Source organism: Streptomyces sp. NPDC049813 (assembly GCF_044465085.1).
Taxonomy (GTDB): Bacteria; Actinomycetota; Actinomycetes; order Streptomycetales; family Streptomycetaceae; genus Streptomyces.
Window position 1 is genome coordinate 1 of the sequence record NZ_JBITLI010000015.1, and the last position, 15,655, is coordinate 15,655.

General features: G+C 73.5%; 12 protein-coding genes. 4 read left to right on the plus strand and 8 right to left on the minus strand.

Annotation, left to right across the window (positions count from 1 at the left end; all coding sequences use genetic code 11):
• Nucleotides 1-365: 365 nt before the first annotated feature.
• The 3 genes from proC to ACIBW6_RS27015 all read right to left on the minus strand — a co-directional run bounded on the left by proC (nt 366) and on the right by ACIBW6_RS27015 (nt 2,279).
• A complete protein-coding gene (gene proC / locus ACIBW6_RS27005; protein ID WP_399063978.1) occupies nt 366-1,208 on the minus strand; it encodes a pyrroline-5-carboxylate reductase in 843 nt (280 codons plus the stop codon).
• A 139-nt stretch (nt 1,209-1,347) separates the two neighbouring features.
• Nucleotides 1,348-1,863, minus strand: a complete 516-nt coding sequence (locus ACIBW6_RS27010; protein WP_399063980.1) for an EamA/RhaT family transporter — start codon at nt 1,861-1,863, stop codon at nt 1,348-1,350.
• Nucleotides 1,864-1,901: 38 nt separating this feature from the next.
• Entirely contained in the window at nt 1,902-2,279 is a 378-nt protein-coding gene (locus ACIBW6_RS27015) for an SH3 domain-containing protein (protein ID WP_399063982.1), read from the minus strand.
• 270 nt (nt 2,280-2,549) lie between these two features.
• Between ACIBW6_RS27015 and ACIBW6_RS27020 the strand changes: the two genes are divergently transcribed.
• Complete coding sequence (locus ACIBW6_RS27020; protein ID WP_399063984.1) at nt 2,550-4,949, plus strand: PQQ-binding-like beta-propeller repeat protein; 2,400 nt, start codon at nt 2,550-2,552, stop codon at nt 4,947-4,949.
• A gap of 25 nt (nt 4,950-4,974) precedes the next feature.
• Here the strand turns inward: ACIBW6_RS27020 and ilvD are convergent, their stop codons facing one another.
• The 3 genes from ilvD to ACIBW6_RS27035 form a co-directional block, all read right to left on the minus strand.
• Nucleotides 4,975-6,828, minus strand: a complete 1,854-nt coding sequence (gene ilvD, locus ACIBW6_RS27025) for a dihydroxy-acid dehydratase (RefSeq protein ID WP_399063986.1) — start codon at nt 6,826-6,828, stop codon at nt 4,975-4,977.
• A 193-nt stretch (nt 6,829-7,021) separates the two neighbouring features.
• Complete coding sequence (locus ACIBW6_RS27030; RefSeq protein WP_399063988.1) at nt 7,022-7,846, minus strand: sugar phosphate isomerase/epimerase family protein; 825 nt, start codon at nt 7,844-7,846, stop codon at nt 7,022-7,024.
• Between the two features lie 106 nt (nt 7,847-7,952).
• Complete coding sequence (locus ACIBW6_RS27035) at nt 7,953-8,897, minus strand: Ppx/GppA family phosphatase (RefSeq protein ID WP_399063990.1); 945 nt, start codon at nt 8,895-8,897, stop codon at nt 7,953-7,955.
• Between the two features lie 83 nt (nt 8,898-8,980).
• Here ACIBW6_RS27035 and ACIBW6_RS27040 point away from each other — a divergent pair, with 83 nt between their 5' ends.
• On the plus strand, nt 8,981-9,871 hold the full coding sequence (locus tag ACIBW6_RS27040) for a hypothetical protein (RefSeq protein ID WP_399063992.1): 891 nt from the start codon (nt 8,981-8,983) through the stop codon (nt 9,869-9,871).
• Nucleotides 9,872-9,959: 88 nt separating this feature from the next.
• Here the strand turns inward: ACIBW6_RS27040 and ACIBW6_RS27045 are convergent, their stop codons facing one another.
• Nucleotides 9,960-11,750, minus strand: coding sequence for a hypothetical protein (locus ACIBW6_RS27045; RefSeq protein WP_399063994.1), 1,791 nt, complete (start codon nt 11,748-11,750; stop codon nt 9,960-9,962).
• A 279-nt stretch (nt 11,751-12,029) separates the two neighbouring features.
• Here ACIBW6_RS27045 and radA point away from each other — a divergent pair, with 279 nt between their 5' ends.
• On the plus strand, nt 12,030-13,439 hold the full coding sequence (radA, locus tag ACIBW6_RS27050; RefSeq protein ID WP_399063995.1) for a DNA repair protein RadA: 1,410 nt from the start codon (nt 12,030-12,032) through the stop codon (nt 13,437-13,439).
• A gap of 82 nt (nt 13,440-13,521) precedes the next feature.
• A complete protein-coding gene (gene disA, locus ACIBW6_RS27055; RefSeq protein WP_399063997.1) occupies nt 13,522-14,670 on the plus strand; it encodes a DNA integrity scanning diadenylate cyclase DisA in 1,149 nt (382 codons plus the stop codon).
• 85 nt (nt 14,671-14,755) lie between these two features.
• On the opposite strand, the gene ACIBW6_RS27060 is transcribed toward disA, so the two are convergent.
• Nucleotides 14,756-15,595 (minus strand): hypothetical protein, encoded by an 840-nt coding sequence (locus tag ACIBW6_RS27060; protein ID WP_399063999.1) that lies wholly within the window; start codon nt 15,593-15,595, stop codon nt 14,756-14,758.
• Between the last annotated feature and the right edge of the window lie 60 nt (nt 15,596-15,655).

Genomic DNA, 15,655 nt, shown 5'->3' on the forward strand with positions numbered 1-15,655 from the left:
GCTGGTCCTGCTTTTCGCTTTCCGGCCTTTCGGCCTTCCTGCGGTGTCGACTCTATCAGATCCTTTCGGGCCTGATTCCCTGTCAACCGGGTTTGCCTTCCGGGCTGTTCGGCCCTTTCGGCGAGTGAGACTTTAGCGGAATCCCGGCCCCCGACCTAATCGGGGTCCCGCCCTTTCGAACGTGGATTCCTCATTCCGTAAAGGCGTGCACAAACGGCACGACGAAGAGACGCCGTGTGTTCGAGTAGGTCTTGCGGAATGGTCGTCCGGGGACCGGCCAGAGGCGGCGCTCACGTCGGACAACTCGGAGAACACTACGTACCGGCCCGAGGCGTGTCAACCTCCCGCCTCGGGCCGTCCGGCGGTCAGCTGCTCGCGCCGCCGGCCAGCTCGCGGCTGCGGTCGCGGGCCGCTTCCAGGGCGGCGATGAGCGCCGCGCGCACCCCGTGGTTCTCCAGCTCGCGGATCGCGTTGATCGTCGTACCGGCCGGGGACGTCACGTTCTCGCGGAGCTTCACCGGGTGCTCGCCGCTGTCGCGGAGCATCGTGGCCGCGCCGATCGCCGACTGGACGATGAGGTCGTGGGCCTTGTCGCGGGGCAGGCCCAGCAGGATGCCGGCGTCCGTCATGGCCTCGACCAGGTAGAAGAAGTACGCGGGCCCGGAGCCGGAGAGCGCCGTGCAGGCGTCCTGCTGGGACTCCGGGACGCGCAGGGTCTTGCCCACCGAGCCGAAGATGTCCTCCGCATGGCTGAGATGGGCGGCGGTGGCGTGCGTGCCCGCGGAGATGACGGACATCGCCTCGTCGACCAGGGCCGGGGTGTTCGTCATGACGCGGACCACCGGGGTGCCCTGGGCCAGCTTCTCCTCGAAGAAGGTGGTGGGGATGCCGGCCGCGCCGCTGATCACCAGGCGGTCCGCGGGGAGGTGCGGGGCCAGCTCCGCGAGCAGCGTGCCCATGTCCTGCGGCTTCACCGTGAGGATCAGGGTGTCGGCCTTCTCGGCCGCCTCCTGGTTGCTGACCGGGGTGACGCCGTGCCGGGTGCGGAGCTCCTCGGCGCGCTCCGGGCGGCGGGCCGTCACCAGCAGCTCCGCGGGCTCCCAGCCGCCGCGGATCATGCCGCTGAGCAGGGCTTCGCCGATCTTGCCCGTGCCGAGTACGGCGACCTTGTGGCGCGGGTTCGGGCTCGTCTGGGTCGTCTGGCTCATGTCGGCTCCGGGCCTTCCGTGTGCGTCGTCGTCCGGACGCATCCTCGCACCGGGCGGGCCACCGGCCCCGGGCTGTCCGGTGGACGGACGTACGCGCGCGCGGGCGGTGCCGTGCCGGACCGCTCCGCGCGGCCGGGCCTCAGGCCTTCTTCTTGCCGCCCGACTTCTTCGCGGGGTTGCGGGCGCGGCGGGTGGTGCGGCGCTCATACTGGTCGCGGGCGGTCTCGTACTCCTGCCTGCGGAGTTTCTCGCCCGGTGCCTCGGTCAGGCAGCGCAGGGCGTGGGCGACGAGGACGCCGACGAAGCCGATGGTCAGGAAGCCGCGCAGGGACGCCTGGCGCTCCGGGTCGGGGCGCCGGGAGAAGCCGCTCCAGGTGCGGTTGAAGGCGAAGGCGCTGCACACCGCGAACATGACGACGACCAGGACGTTCACGAAGGAACCGACGTCCGCGATGGCCAGGCCCTGGTAGGCGAAGCGCAGGACGAAGCAGCCGGCTACCGCGGCGAGGAGCGCGCCCACGCCGACGGCGGCGCGGCGCAGGGCGTAGCCGCCGCCGTGGTCCACCCAGCTCGTCCCGAAGAAACGGATCTCCTCGGGGCGGGGGCCGGGGGCCACAGGGGTGCTCGGGGTCCGGGTGCCGGTTTCGTCGCTCACAGGTCGATTATCACCGGGACCCGGAGACACCGAGGGGATCAGCCGCAGCGCCCGGTCACGTAGCCGTCGCTGCCGGTCCTGACGTAGGCGTCGGAGACGTACTCGCCGACGCCGATGTTGTCCCAGATCTTCGTGGTGCCGTAGGGGCCGGTGACCGTCTGGCCCGGCTTCTGGCAGTTGATCGTCACGCGCGCGCCCTGCGGCAGGGTGCGCACGACGCGGTACTGGGTGCCGGGGCCGCTGCGGACGTTCACGTTGTAGCCCGGGGCCACCGGGTAGGAGCCGGCGGCGACCGCCGTCATCTCCGCGGCCACCGCGGCGCCGGAGATCTCCGGCGCGCCCGTGGGTGCTGCCGACTCCGTCGTCCCCGCGGTCCCCCTCGGCTCCGCGGCGTCCTTTATGTCTTCTACCGCCATGTCTGTCTCCCCCGTCGAGCGTCGGACGAGGCCTCGTTCAGCGTTTGTTGAGGCCCCGTTGAAAGAGTGGTGCTGTGCTGACCGCGTACGGAACGGTCCGGACGAGTCCGCTCGCTCCGTGGCACGCGGAGGCTAGCAAGCCCCACCGGACCGCGACGAACCATCGACTAGGCTCCGTGCGTCGCGCGCACACAGCGATCGCGTACGAGGTCGGGGCCGGTACCGGGCACCATGATCACGGCGATCACGACGACATCCACGGGGGTGGACATGCCGTCACGGCAGAGCTTCGGGTCCGACGCGGAAGCGGAACTTCCGGAGTATGCCGGGCACTATCGCCTGGAGGAGCGTCTCGGCGCGGGCGGCATGGGTGTGGTGCACTTGGCGCGGTCCTCGTCGGGGCTGGCGCTCGCGGTGAAGGTGGTGCACGCCGAGTTCGCCAAGGACCCCGAGTTCAGGGGGCGGTTCCGGCAGGAGGTGGCGGCCGCGCGGCGGGTCAGCGGGGCCTTCACGGCGTCCGTGGTGGACGCCGATCCGGAGGCCGACCGGCCCTGGATGGCCACGCTGTACATCCCGGGCCCGACCCTCGCCGACCACGTCAAGCGGAACGGGCCGCTGACCCCGGCGCAGCTGCGGCACGTCACCGCGGGGCTCGCCGAGGCGCTGCGGGACATCCACCGGGTCGGCGTGGTGCACCGCGATCTGAAGCCGAGCAACGTGCTGCTGGCCGAGGACTGCCCCAAGGTCATCGACTTCGGCATCTCGCGGCCCAAGGACAGCGAACTGCGCACCGAGACCGGGAAGCTGATCGGCACTCCGCCGTTCATGGCGCCCGAGCAGTTCCGCCGGCCGCGCGAGGTCGGTCCGGCCGCCGATGTGTTCGCCCTCGGGTCCGTGCTGGTGCACGCGGCGACCGGGCGCGGGCCCTTCGACTCGGACAGCCCGTACCTCGTCGCGTACCAGGTCGTGCACGACGAGCCGGACGTGACGGGGGTGCCGCAGGAGCTGGCGCCGCTGGTGCTGCGCTGCCTCGCCAAGGAACCGGAGGACCGGCCCACGCCCGACGAGCTGATGGCCGAGATGCGGCGGCTGTCGGCGCGGTACGACACGCAGGCGTTCGCGGCGCACTCCTTCGCGAGCCGGGGGGACGCCGCTCCGGGGGACGCCGCTCCGGAGGGCGTTGCTCTGGGGGCGGGCCCCCTCCCGGCGTGCATACCGGAGCAGCGGGGGCCGTCGGAGTCCTCGGCGTGGTCAGGGCGGTCGGGGGCCGCGGCGGGTGCGCGTCGGGCGGGCAGTGACGCAGCGGCCGGGGCCGCGATCCCTGGTGCGCCCGTGTCCGGCGGGCCCGGGACCGACACGCCCCTGTCCGGTGTTCCGGACTCCCGCACCCCCGAAGTCGGGGCGCCCGGCGGCGCCGCGCCCGTCGCAGACCCGGACGCCGAGGAGTCGGCCGCTGGTGGCGCGCGGGCGTCACGTCGGCGGCGGCGCGTACGGGTCGGGAGCGCCGTCGCGGCCGTGCTCGCGCTGGGCGGTGTGCTGGCCGCGACCCTGTCGCTGGTGCCGGAGCGCGCCGACGGTGCCGGGCCGCGCACGGCCCGCGCCGCCGCGCCCGCGGCGTTCCGGGGTTGGAGCCGGCCGCTCGGTTCGGGGGCCGCGCCCGTGTGCTCGTACGGGAAGGGGGCGCTGCGTTGTACTGCGCCCGGGGTGCTCGCCGCGTCGCTCGATCCGCGCGACGGGAGGGTGCTCTGGCTGCGCGAGGCGGCGGGCGGCGCTGATGGCGCTGACAGCGCTGTTGGTGCCCCGGCGCCGGTGCTCGCCGGCGGGCTGCTCCAGGTCGTCTCCCCGGACGGCTCGCGGCTCCTCGCGCTCGATCCGGTGACGGGCAGGACCCGCTGGTCGATGGGGATCGCGGCCTACCAGGGCCAGGTGCAGCCGGTGGGCGACAGCGTGCTGCTGGCCGCGCCCGACGGGACGCTGACCGCGGTCGACGCCGGCAGCGGCAAGCAGCGCTGGCGGCATCGGCTGCCGGTGTCGCAGCCCGTGCTGTCGTACGTCGGCGGGAACCTGGCCTACGTGACGACTCCGGCACCCGACGGGGTGAACACGCTGGTGAGTGCGGTGGATCCGGTGACGGGGGCGGTGCGCCGACAGCTTCGCTCGCCGGGTTCGGCCACACCGGTGGGGGTGGCGGGCGGGAGGCTCTGGTGCACCCAGCGCGACCTGGACGACGCCACCGTGGCGCTGGTCGGCCACCGGCTGACCGGTGGCGCGGACCCGCGGCGGGTGGCGCTCACGCTGCCGTTGTCCCAGGCGACGGCGGCGGTGCACGACGGGATCGCGTATCTGCTCGCCACGGGCGGCGGTCTGGTGGCGCAGGACCTGGCGTCGGGGAAGCAGCTGTGGCGCTCGGAGACCTCGGTGAGCCGGGGTTCGGCGCCGGCGGTGGACGGTGCGGGCCGGGTCTACGCGGCGGCCCCCGACGGCCGCCTGCTCGCCGTCGCGCCCGGCACCGGCAAGCCCCTCGGCCAGACGCGCCCGCGGCCGGGCGCCCGCTCCGACCGGGTGGTGGCCGAGCTGCGGACGCCGGTGGTGGCCGACGGGCGGGTGTACGGGAGTGCGCCGGACGGCACCGTCTTCGGGGTGGACGGAAGCCGCCCCGAGAACTGGTGAGCGTCCGGCGCCGCGGAGGGCCGGGTCAGCCGAGCTTGGAGACGTCGCGGACGGCGCCGCGGTCGGCGCTGGTGGCCATCGCCGCGTAGGCGCGCAGGGCCGCGGAGACCTTGCGCTCGCGCGCCTTGGGGGCGTAGACGCCGCCCAGGGCCTCGCGGCGCGCGGCCAGCTCCTCGTCCGGCACCAGCAGTTCGATGGTCCGGCCGGGGATGTCGATGCGGATGCGGTCGCCGTCCTCGACGAGCGCGATGGCGCCGCCCGCGGCCGCCTCGGGCGAGGCGTGGCCGATGGACAGGCCCGAGGTGCCGCCGGAGAAGCGGCCGTCGGTGACGAGCGCGCAGGCCTTGCCGAGGCCGCGGCCCTTCAGGTACGAGGTCGGGTAGAGCATCTCCTGCATGCCGGGGCCGCCCTTGGGGCCCTCGTAGCGGATGACGACGACGTCGCCCTCCTTGACCTGCTTGAGCAGGATCTTCTCGACGGCCTCCTCCTGCGACTCGCAGACGACGGCCGGGCCCTCGAAGGTCCAGATGGACTCGTCGACGCCGGCGGTCTTCACGACGCAGCCGTCCTCGGCGATGTTCCCCTTCAGGACGGCGAGGCCGCCGTCCTTCGAGTAGGCGTGGGCGACGTCGCGGATGCAGCCGCCGGCCGCGTCCGTGTCGAGGCTGTCCCACCGCTCGGACTGCGAGAAGGCCTCGGCTGAGCGCTTGCAGCCGGGGGCCGCGTGCCACAGCTCGACCGCTTCCTCGGACGCCGAACCGCTGCGGACGTCCCAGGTGCCGAGCCACTCCTTGATGGACGGGGAGTGGACGGTGTGCACGTCCTCGTGGAGCAGGCCGCCGCGGTACAGCTCGCCGAGGATGGCGGGGATGCCGCCGGCGCGGTGCACGTCCTCCATGTAGTACGTGCCGCCGGGCGCCACGTTCGGGGCGACCTTGGAGAGGCAGGGGACGCGGCGCGAGACGGCGTCCATGTCGGCCAGCGTGTAGTCCAGCTCGGCCTCCTGCGCGGCGGCCAGCAGGTGCAGGATCGTGTTGGTGGAGCCGCCCATGGAGATGTCCAGCGCCATGGCGTTGTCGAAGGCGGCGCGGGTGGCGATGGAGCGCGGCAGGACGGACGCGTCGTCGCCGTCGTAGTAGCGCTTGGCGATCTCGACGACCGTGGCGCCCGCCTTCTCGTACAGCGCCTTGCGGGCGGTGTGCGTGGCGAGCACCGAGCCGTTGCCCGGCAGGGAGAGGCCGATGGCCTCGGTGAGGCAGTTCATCGAGTTGGCGGTGAACATGCCGGAGCAGCTGCCGCAGGTCGGGCAGGCGTTCTCCTCGATGCGGAGGATGTCCTCGTCGGAGATGCTCTCGTCGACCGCGTCACTGATGGCGTTGACCAGGTCCAGCTTGCGCACCGTGCCGTCGACGAGCGTGGCCTTGCCGGCCTCCATGGGGCCGCCGGAGACGAAGACGGTCGGGATGTTGAGCCGCAGCGCCGCGTTCAGCATGCCCGGGGTGATCTTGTCGCAGTTGGAGATGCAGACCAGGGCGTCCGCGCAGTGCGCCTCGACCATGTACTCGACGGAGTCGGCGATCAGGTCGCGCGAGGGCAGGCTGTAGAGCATGCCGCCGTGGCCCATGGCGATGCCGTCGTCGACGGCGATGGTGTTGAACTCGCGCGGGATGCCGCCCGCGGCGACGACCGCCTCGCTGACGATGCGGCCCACCGGGGCCAGGTGCGTGTGCCCGGGCACGAACTCGGTGAACGAGTTGGCCACGGCGATGATCGGCTTCCGGCCGATGTCCGCACCGGGTACACCGGAGGCGCGCATAAGGGCGCGTGCGCCCGCCATGTTGCGGCCGTGGGTGACTGTGCGGGACCTCAGCTCGGGCATCGTCGCTCGCTCCTTAGGGCAGAAAAGACGTGCGTCCGAGCGTACGCCGCCCATCCGCACCCTGGACACCCTGTCCAGATGGCGGGATGGTTGTCTCATGTGGGGTGCGGGAAGCCCGTCGTCGTCTCATGCCGCGGGCGGGGCGGTGCCGGGACGCGCGGGCCCGGGGGCACTCACCGCGGCGGGCGCGGGCTCACGAACGCGGTACGCGCACCGCGGAGGCCAGCTGGAGCCGGGTGAAGGCGAGCGCCTCGGCGAGGTCGGCCTCGCGTTCGGCGCTCGACATGGCGCGCCGCGTGTTGACCTCGATGACCACGTGCCCGTCGAACCCGCTGCCCGCCAGCCGCTCCAGCAGCTCGGCGCAGGGCTGCGTGCCGCGGCCCGGCACCAGGTGCTCGTCCTTGTTCGACCCGTTGCCGTCGGCCAGGTGGACGTGGCCGAGCCGGTCCCCCATCCGGTCGACCATCTGCATCGCGTCCGTACGGGCGGTCGCGGTGTGGCTCAGGTCGACGGTGAAGTGGCGGTAGTCGTCCTTGGTGACGTCCCAGTCCGGTGCGTACGCGAGCATCTCGCGGTCCCGGTAGCGCCACGGGTACATGTTCTCGACGGCGAACCGCACATCCGTCTCGTCGGCCATCCGCCACACGCCCGCGACGAACTCCCGGGCGTAGTTGCGCTGCCAGCGGAAGGGCGGGTGCACCACGACGGTGGACGCGCCGAGCTTCTCCGCCGCCGCCTTCGCGCGCTGCAGCTTCGTCCAGGGGTCCGTGGACCAGACCCGCTGCGTGATCAGCAGGCAGGGGGCGTGGACGGCCAGGATCGGGATGCGGTGGTAGTCGCTGAGCCGGCGCAGGGCGTCGATGTCCTGGCTGACGGGATCGGTCCAGACCATGACCTCGACGCCGTCGTACCCCAGGCGTGCGGCGATCTCGAAGGCCGTCGCCGTCGACTCCGGATACACCGAGGCGGTCGACAGGGCGACCTTCGCATCCGGGATGCGCACCACTGGTTCTGCCACGCAGACAGAGTACGGGGTGGGGCGTACCGGGCGCCGACGCGGAGCCCGGGGGCCGCTCAGGCCCCCGCTCCGCACGCGCCGCGGGGGCCGGGCCGGGTGGCCCGGATCACACGGTGGGCCTGGCCGCGGGGAGTTGGTCGAGGCGGCGCAGGATGACGCCCTCGCGCAGCGCCCAGGGGCACACCTCCAGGGTCTCCACCCCGAACAGGTCCATCGCGCCCTCCGCCACCAGCGCCCCCGCGAGCAGCTGGCCGGCCCGGCCCTCGGAGACCCCGGGCAGCTCCGCGCGCTCGGCCACGGTCATCGAACCGAGCCTGGGCACCCAGTCCTCCAGGGACCTGCGCTTCAACTCCCGCTGCACGTACACGCCCTCGGTGGAGCGGGCCGCCCCGGCCAGCCGGGCCAGCTGCTTGAACGTCTTCGACGTGGCCACCACGTGGTCCGCGGCCCCGAACCGGCTGAACTCCCCCACCGTCCGCGCGATCTGCGCCCGCACATGCCGCCGCAGCGCCTTCACGTCCGCCGGGTCCGCCGGGTCGCCGGGCAGCCACCCGGCCGTCAACCGCCCGGCTCCCAGCGGCAGCGACACCACCGCGTCCGGCTCCTCGTCCATCCCGTAAGCGATCTCCAGCGAACCGCCCCCGATGTCGAGCACCAGCAGCTTCCCCGCCGACCACCCGAACCAGCGCCGCACGGCGAGGAACGTGAGCCGCGCCTCCTCCGCCCCGCTCAGCACCCGCAGCTCGACCCCGGTCTCGGCCTTGACCTGGGCCAGTACCGCGTCCGCGTTGCTCGCGTCGCGGACCGCGGACGTGGCGAAGGGCAGCAGGTCCTCGACGCCCTTGTCCTCGGCGGCCTCCAGGGCGCCGCGGACCGTGTCGACGAGCCGCGCCACGCCGTCGGCCCCGATCGCCCCGCGCGCGTCCAGGAGTTGGGCCAGGCGCAGCTCCGCCTTGTGGGAGTGCGCGGGCAGCGGCCGGGCGCCCCTGTGCGCGTCCACCACGAGCAGATGAACCGTATTCGAACCCACGTCGAGGACACCGAGTCTCATGTAAGGAACGCTACTGCGCCCGTGTGTCCGGCCGGCCGCCGCGGAGGTCTTCCCGTCGCCCCCGGCGCGCTTACTCTGGATTCGTGCCAAAGACGAAAAAGGCCAAGGCCGACAAGAGCGACAAGAAGACGAAGTCGGCGAAGCAGCAGCAGGTGGAGCCGGCACAGCAGCCGGCGCAGCCGCTCCTGCAGATCCGGTCCGGTCGCCCGGATCAGCCGGACGAGCAGGGGATCGACTTCCCGCGCGCGTGGGTCGAGTTTCCCGATCCGGCCGACGACGAGCAGGTGTTCCGCTGTGATCTGACATGGCTGACCTCTCGCTGGAGCTGCATCTTCGGCAGCGGCTGCCAGGGCATCCAGGCGGGCCGCGCGGACGACGGCTGCTGCACGCTGGGCGCGCACTTCTCGGACGAGGACGACGAGAAGCGGGTGGCGCAGCACGTGGCGCGCCTCACGCCGGACATCTGGCAGCACCACGAGGTGGGCACGCAGACCGGCTGGGTGTCGAAGGACGAGGACGGGGAGCGCCAGACCCGCCCCTACCAGGGGTCGTGCATCTTCCAGAACCGGCCTGGCTTCGCGGGCGGCGCGGGCTGCTCGCTGCACATCCTGGCGCTCAAGGAGGGCCGCGAGCCGCTGGAGACGAAGCCCGACGTGTGCTGGCAGCTGCCGGTCCGCCGGACGTACGAGTGGATCGACCGGCCGGATGACACGCGGGTGCTCCAGGTCTCGATCGGCGAGTACGACCGCAGGGGCTGGGGCCCGGGCGGCCACGACCTGCACTGGTGGTGCACGTCGGCGACCTCGGCGCACGGCGCGGGCGACCCGGTGTACGTCTCGTACGGCCCCGAGCTGACCGAGCTGATGGGCAAGGACGGCTACGCGAAGCTGGTCGAGCTCTGCGAGGAGCGCCTGGCCGCTTCGGCGGCGGGCCTGCGCCTCCCGGCCCCGCATCCGGCGGATCCGGGGCGGTAGGGACAGGGCCGGGGGCGCGGGGGCCGAGAGCTCCGGGGGTGCGGCCGCACCCCCGGACAGGCCCGGTCCGGAACACCGGCACACCGTCCTACGGGGACGACGTCCCCCCGGATCCCGACGGCGCGGGTGACGAGTCGCTGGGCGTCGGGTCGGGGCCGGGGGACGTCGGGTCCGGGCCGGGCGAGGTCGGGTCGGGGTCGGAGGGCGACGGGTCCCCGGGGCCGGTGGGCGGGTGCGAGGGCCCGGTCGGATCGGGGTCGGGCTCGCCGGTCCCCGGCCCGTGGCCGTGGCCCGGTCCGTGGCCGTGACCGTGTCCGGGCCAGTGCCCGTGGCCGTGGCCGGGCCCCCGGCCGGGCTGCCCGCTGCCCCAGCGCCCGTACCCCTCGATGGAGATGACCGCGCCGGACGGGTCGATCGCGACGCGCGCGCTCCAGTGCCCGCGCGGCTCGCGGTCCTGGTCGACATGGACCTGGAGGGTCACCGACTGGCCGGGCCGCAAGGTCCCGGAGGACCGGCTGAGGTACAGCCAGGAGGCGCCGGTGCGGGCGGACCACTCCACGGTGGAGCTGCCGGACGCGGTCAGCGTGATCAGGGTGGTGTCGCCACTGGGTTGCGCCTCCACGGTGAGCCGGCCGGGGCCCGCGCCCGCGCGCGTGGGCGGCGAGATCACCTCGACGGAGACGTCCGGCGCGTGACCGTTCTTGCTGAAGCGGGGGTCGGGGGCGGTGCTGGCGTTGCCCGCGTTCTCGTAGGCGTCGTCCGCGTGCTCGCCGCTCAGCGAGCCGGGACCGCCCAGCTCCCCGGCGCTGATGGAGCGTCCGTCGCTGCCCTCGCCGGTCTGCGGGGCGCCGCGGTAGGCGGCCCACAGGGCGATGACGGGGGCGGCCACCACGGTGGCGACCACAGTCGTCGTCACGGCGCGCGAGCGCAGCCGGTCCCGCCGGGCCGCGCGGTCCTTGGGGTCCATCGGGAAACCGCGCCGGTCGAAGCGGGGCGCGCCGCCGGGGTGCGGGGCGTGCATGGCGCGGTGCAGGGCGGCACGAGGGGCCTCGACGAGCGGCAGGGCCGCGGGCGTCACGGAGGTGCCGGGCCAGGAACCGGGGGCGGCGCGCTCGGCGGTGCGCCGGCAGCGGGGGCAGTCGTCGACGTGCCGGACCAGCTCGCGCCGCAGCGCGCTGGACAGCAGCAGCTGGTTGTCCCCGGTCAGGCGGGCGACGCTGGGGCAGGTGCCGGTCTCGACGACGGCCAGTGCGGCGCGGGTGCGCTCGACCTCGCAGGCGGCGGCCGCGAGCAGGTCGCGGGTGACGCCGGGGTCGGTGCCGAGGACGGCCGCGACCTCCCGCGGCGACAGCTGGTGGCGGACGGCCAGTTCGAGCGCCTCGCGCTGCTCGGGCGTGGTGCCGGCCGCCTCCGGCCAGGCCAGCTGGGCGAGTTGGCGGCGCCGCTCCTCGTGCAGGAGCGTGTCCTCGGGGGCCGGGGCCGGGGCCGGGGCCGCCGCGGCGCCGCTCTCCGGCGGCTCGGGCGGGCGCTTTCCTGACGCGTGCGTGCCCTGCCGCCTGCGCTTGGCCTCGGCGAGGCGGCGCAGACAGGACCAGCGGGCCAGCGCGTACAGCCAGGCCCTGCGGTCGGCCTCGGAGTCGGCGGCCGGGGCGCGCGAGCCGCGGCGCTCGGCGAGGGCGAGGGCGTCGCCGCATGCGGCGATCGCCTCATCGTGGTCGCAGAGCACGGAGAGGCAGTACGTGAACAGGCCGTCCAGACAGGGCTCGTACCGCGCCGGCGGGCGCTGCTGGACGGCGCGCTGCACCGGCCGCCTCGTCCCGGAGCGGTGCGCCCGGTGTGCGCCGGTGGGGTGCGTGGGGGTTTCCGGCCTGCTGCTCATCACCCGTGCGACCGTAGGCGGCTGGCCCGGGCCACTTCCGCCGCCTTGAGCACTTTTAATCCTTACGGGTGAAACGATCCCTCAAAGGGGGACAGGAACGCCGTATTCCGTGGCCAGCGCGGTGACACGGGGCAACCGCCAGTGGCATGGTCGGCCGCGATCCGGGCCGCGTTTCGGGGCCGCGATTTCGGGTCGTGCCTGGGCAGGGTCGGGCAAGGCCGGGAGGCCTGGCGTCGATCGCGTCGGCTGTTGTCAGAGGGGCCCGCTACCGTTCCGTGCATGGCTGCCCGTACGAAATCCGCCAAAGACCGTCCGTCCTACCGCTGCACCGAATGCGGCTGGCAGACGGCCAAGTGGCTGGGCCGCTGCGCCGAGTGCCAGGCGTGGGGGACGATCGAGGAGTACGGCGCGCCCGCGGTGCGCACGACCGCGCCGGGCCGCGTCACGACCTCCGCCCTGCCCATCGGCCAGGTCGACGGCAAGCAGGCGACCGCCCGCAGCACCGGCGTGCCCGAGCTGGACCGGGTGCTCGGCGGCGGCCTCGTGCCCGGCGCGGTGGTCCTGGTGGCGGGCGAGCCCGGCGTCGGCAAGTCCACGCTGCTCCTGGACGTGGCCGCCAAGGCCGCCGACGCCGAGCACAAGACGCTCTACGTCACCGGTGAGGAGTCCGCCTCCCAGGTCCGTATGCGCGCCGACCGCATCAAGGCGATCGACGACCACCTGTACCTGGCGGCGGAGACCGACCTCTCCGCGGTCCTCGGCCACCTGGACGCCGTCAAACCGGCCCTCCTGATCATGGACTCCGTACAGACGGTCGCCTCCCCCGAGATCGACGGGGCGCCCGGCGGCATGGCGCAGGTCCGCGAGGTCGCGGGCGCGCTGATCCGCGCGTCCAAGGAGCGCGGCATGTCCACGCTGCTCGTGGGACACGTCACGAAGGACGGCGCGATCGCGGGCCCCCGCCTCCTGGAGCACCTCGTGGACGTCGTCCTCAGCTTCGAGGGCGACCGGCACGCGCGGCTGCGCCTGGTCCGCGGCGTCAAGAACCGGTACGGGACGACGGACGAGGTCGGCTGCTTCGAGCTGCACGACGAGGGCATCACCGGACTCGCCGACCCCTCCGGCCTCTTCCTGACCCGGCGGGACGAGCCGGTCCCCGGCACCTGCCTGACCGTCACCCTGGAGGGCCGCCGCCCGCTGGTCGCCGAGGTCCAGGCCCTGACGGTGGACTCCCAGATCCCCTCGCCCCGCCGCACCACCTCCGGCCTGGAGACCTCCCGCGTCTCCATGATGCTGGCCGTGCTCGAACAGCGCGGCCGGATCAGCGCCTTGGGCAAGCGGGACATCTACTCCGCCACGGTCGGCGGCGTGAAGCTCACCGAACCCGCCGCCGACCTCGCCGTCGCGCTCGCCCTCGCCTCCGCCGCGAGCGACACCCCGCTGCCGAAGAACCTCGTCGCGATCGGAGAAGTAGGCCTGGCGGGCGAGGTCAGACGGGTCACCGGAGTGCAGCGCAGGCTCGCCGAGGCGCACCGGCTCGGCTTCACGCACGCGCTGGTGCCGGGCGACCCCGGAAAGATCCCGGCCGGTATGAAGGTCCTGGAAGTCGCCGATATAGGGGACGCTCTGCGGGTGCTGCCGAGGAGCCGTCGCCGAGAGGCCCCACGGGAGACGGAGGAGCGCCGGTAGACTTTGCCCTGGTCTCGCCTGTGCGTGCGAACGCGCCAGAACCCAGGGCGGCGCCTCAGAGTCTGCGATCCGGAGGAGTGCAGTGGCAGCCAACGACCGGGCGGCAGCTCTCGGTAAGGGGGGTTCCCCCCGGACGGATTCCGCGGGAGGGAGCTCCGGTGCGGACGGTTCGATGCGCGCGGCGCTGAGCGCGGTGGCGCCCGGCACCGGCCTGCGGGACGGTCTGGAGCGCATCCTCCGCGGCAACACCGGCGGGCTCATCGTCCTCGGCTCCGACAAGACCGTCGAGTCGATGTGCACCGGCGGCTTCGTCCTCGACGTGGAGTTCACCGCCACGCGCCTGCGCGAGCTGTGCAAGCTCGACGGCGGCATCGTGGTCTCCTCGAACCTCGACAAGATCCTGCGGGCCGGCGTCCAGCTGGTCCCGGACCCGATGATTCCCACCGAGGAGACCGGGACCCGGCACCGCACCGCGGACCGGGTGAGCAAGCAGGTCGGCTTCCCCGTCGTCTCCGTCTCGCAGTCGATGCGGCTGATCGCGCTCTACGTGGACGGGCAGCGCCGCGTCCTGGAGGACTCGGCGGCCATCCTGTCCCGGGCCAACCAGGCGCTCGCCACCCTGGAGCGGTACAAGCTGCGGCTCGACGAGGTCGCGGGCACGCTCTCCGCGCTGGAGATCGAGGACCTGGTCACCGTCCGGGACGTCACCGCGGTCGCGCAGCGCCTGGAGATGGTGCGCCGCATCGCCACCGAGATCGCTGAGTACGTCGTCGAGTTGGGCACCGACGGACGCCTGCTGGCGCTCCAGCTCGACGAGTTGATCGCCGGCGTCGAGCCCGAGCGCGAGCTGGTCGTACGGGACTACGTGCCCGAGCCGACGGCCAAGCGGTCCCGCACCGTCGACGAGGCGCTCACCGAGCTGGACTCGCTGCACCACGGGGAGCTCCTCGAACTGCCCACCGTGGCCCGCGCCCTGGGGTACACCGGCTCGCCCGAGGCGCTGGACTCCGCCGTGTCGCCGCGCGGCTTCCGGCTCCTCGCCAAGGTGCCGCGGCTGCCGGGCGCCATCATCGACCGGCTCGTGGAGCACTTCGGCGGCCTGCAGAAGCTGCTCGCCGCCAGCGTGGACGACCTCCAGACCGTGGACGGCGTCGGGGAGGCGCGGGCGCGCAGCGTGCGGGAAGGGTTGTCGCGGCTCGCGGAGTCCTCGATCCTGGAGCGGTACGTCTAGCTACGCCTGCGTACGTCCAGGTACATGGGGGCGTGGGGCATGGGGGCAATGGGGGCATGGGGGCGTGCTGCCCGCCTGGCTCGCGTCAGTCCGCCTTGAGGACGAACGACGTCTGCGTCTTGGCCAGCTGCGCCCCCTTGACCTCCACCAGGTACGTACCGAACCCGGCCGTCCCCGCCGGAGGCGTGGCGCAGTGCGGCGCGCTCGGCTTCCGGTCCCACGTCAGCGTCTGCGTGATCTTGCCTCCCGCCGGCACCTGCATCAGCAGGCTGCCGGTCCGCGCCGGGCAGTCCTCGGACGACCAGTACTTCTTGTCGTCGTCCGCCTTCGTGATCGTGACGACCGTCGTCTGCGCCCCGAGGTCCACCTTGCAGGTCTTCTCGGTGGTGTTCTTGACGACCACTTCCAGCTTCGGCTTCTCCCCGGGCGCGTAGGAGTTGTGGAGGCTGCGCACCGACAGCGTCACGCCACCCGTCGTGCAGTCGGGCAGGCTGGAGCCCGCCGGGACCTGGTCGCCGGAGACCGAACCGGCCGCGCTTCCCGTGCCGTTGCCCTTGCCGTTGCCGCCGGCGCCGCCCGCCGAGTCGCCCGCGCCGCCGGCTCCTCCGCCGCCGCCCGCACCCGCGGAACCGCCCGCGCCCGCGCCGGAACCAGAGCCGCCGTCCGTGCCCGAACCGCCCGACTCGTCGCGGCCGCCCGGGTGTTCACTGATCGCGGGACCGGTGCCGGAGGGGCCCGGCGTGATCGCGTCCGTCGGGTGCTTGCCGTTGGATCCGTCGGCGCCGTCGTTCCCTTCCCCGCCGCCCAAGTTGACGATCCAGACGACGAGCAGCGCCAACAGCGCCACGACAGACGCCAGAACCACCCTCCGGCGCCAGTAGATGGAGGAGGGAAGCGGCCCGATCGGATTGCGCAGAGATCCCACGGCCCAAACCTTACGAGAGATCGGGCCGTACTCCTGCGTCCACCCGCCGCCCACCGTCAA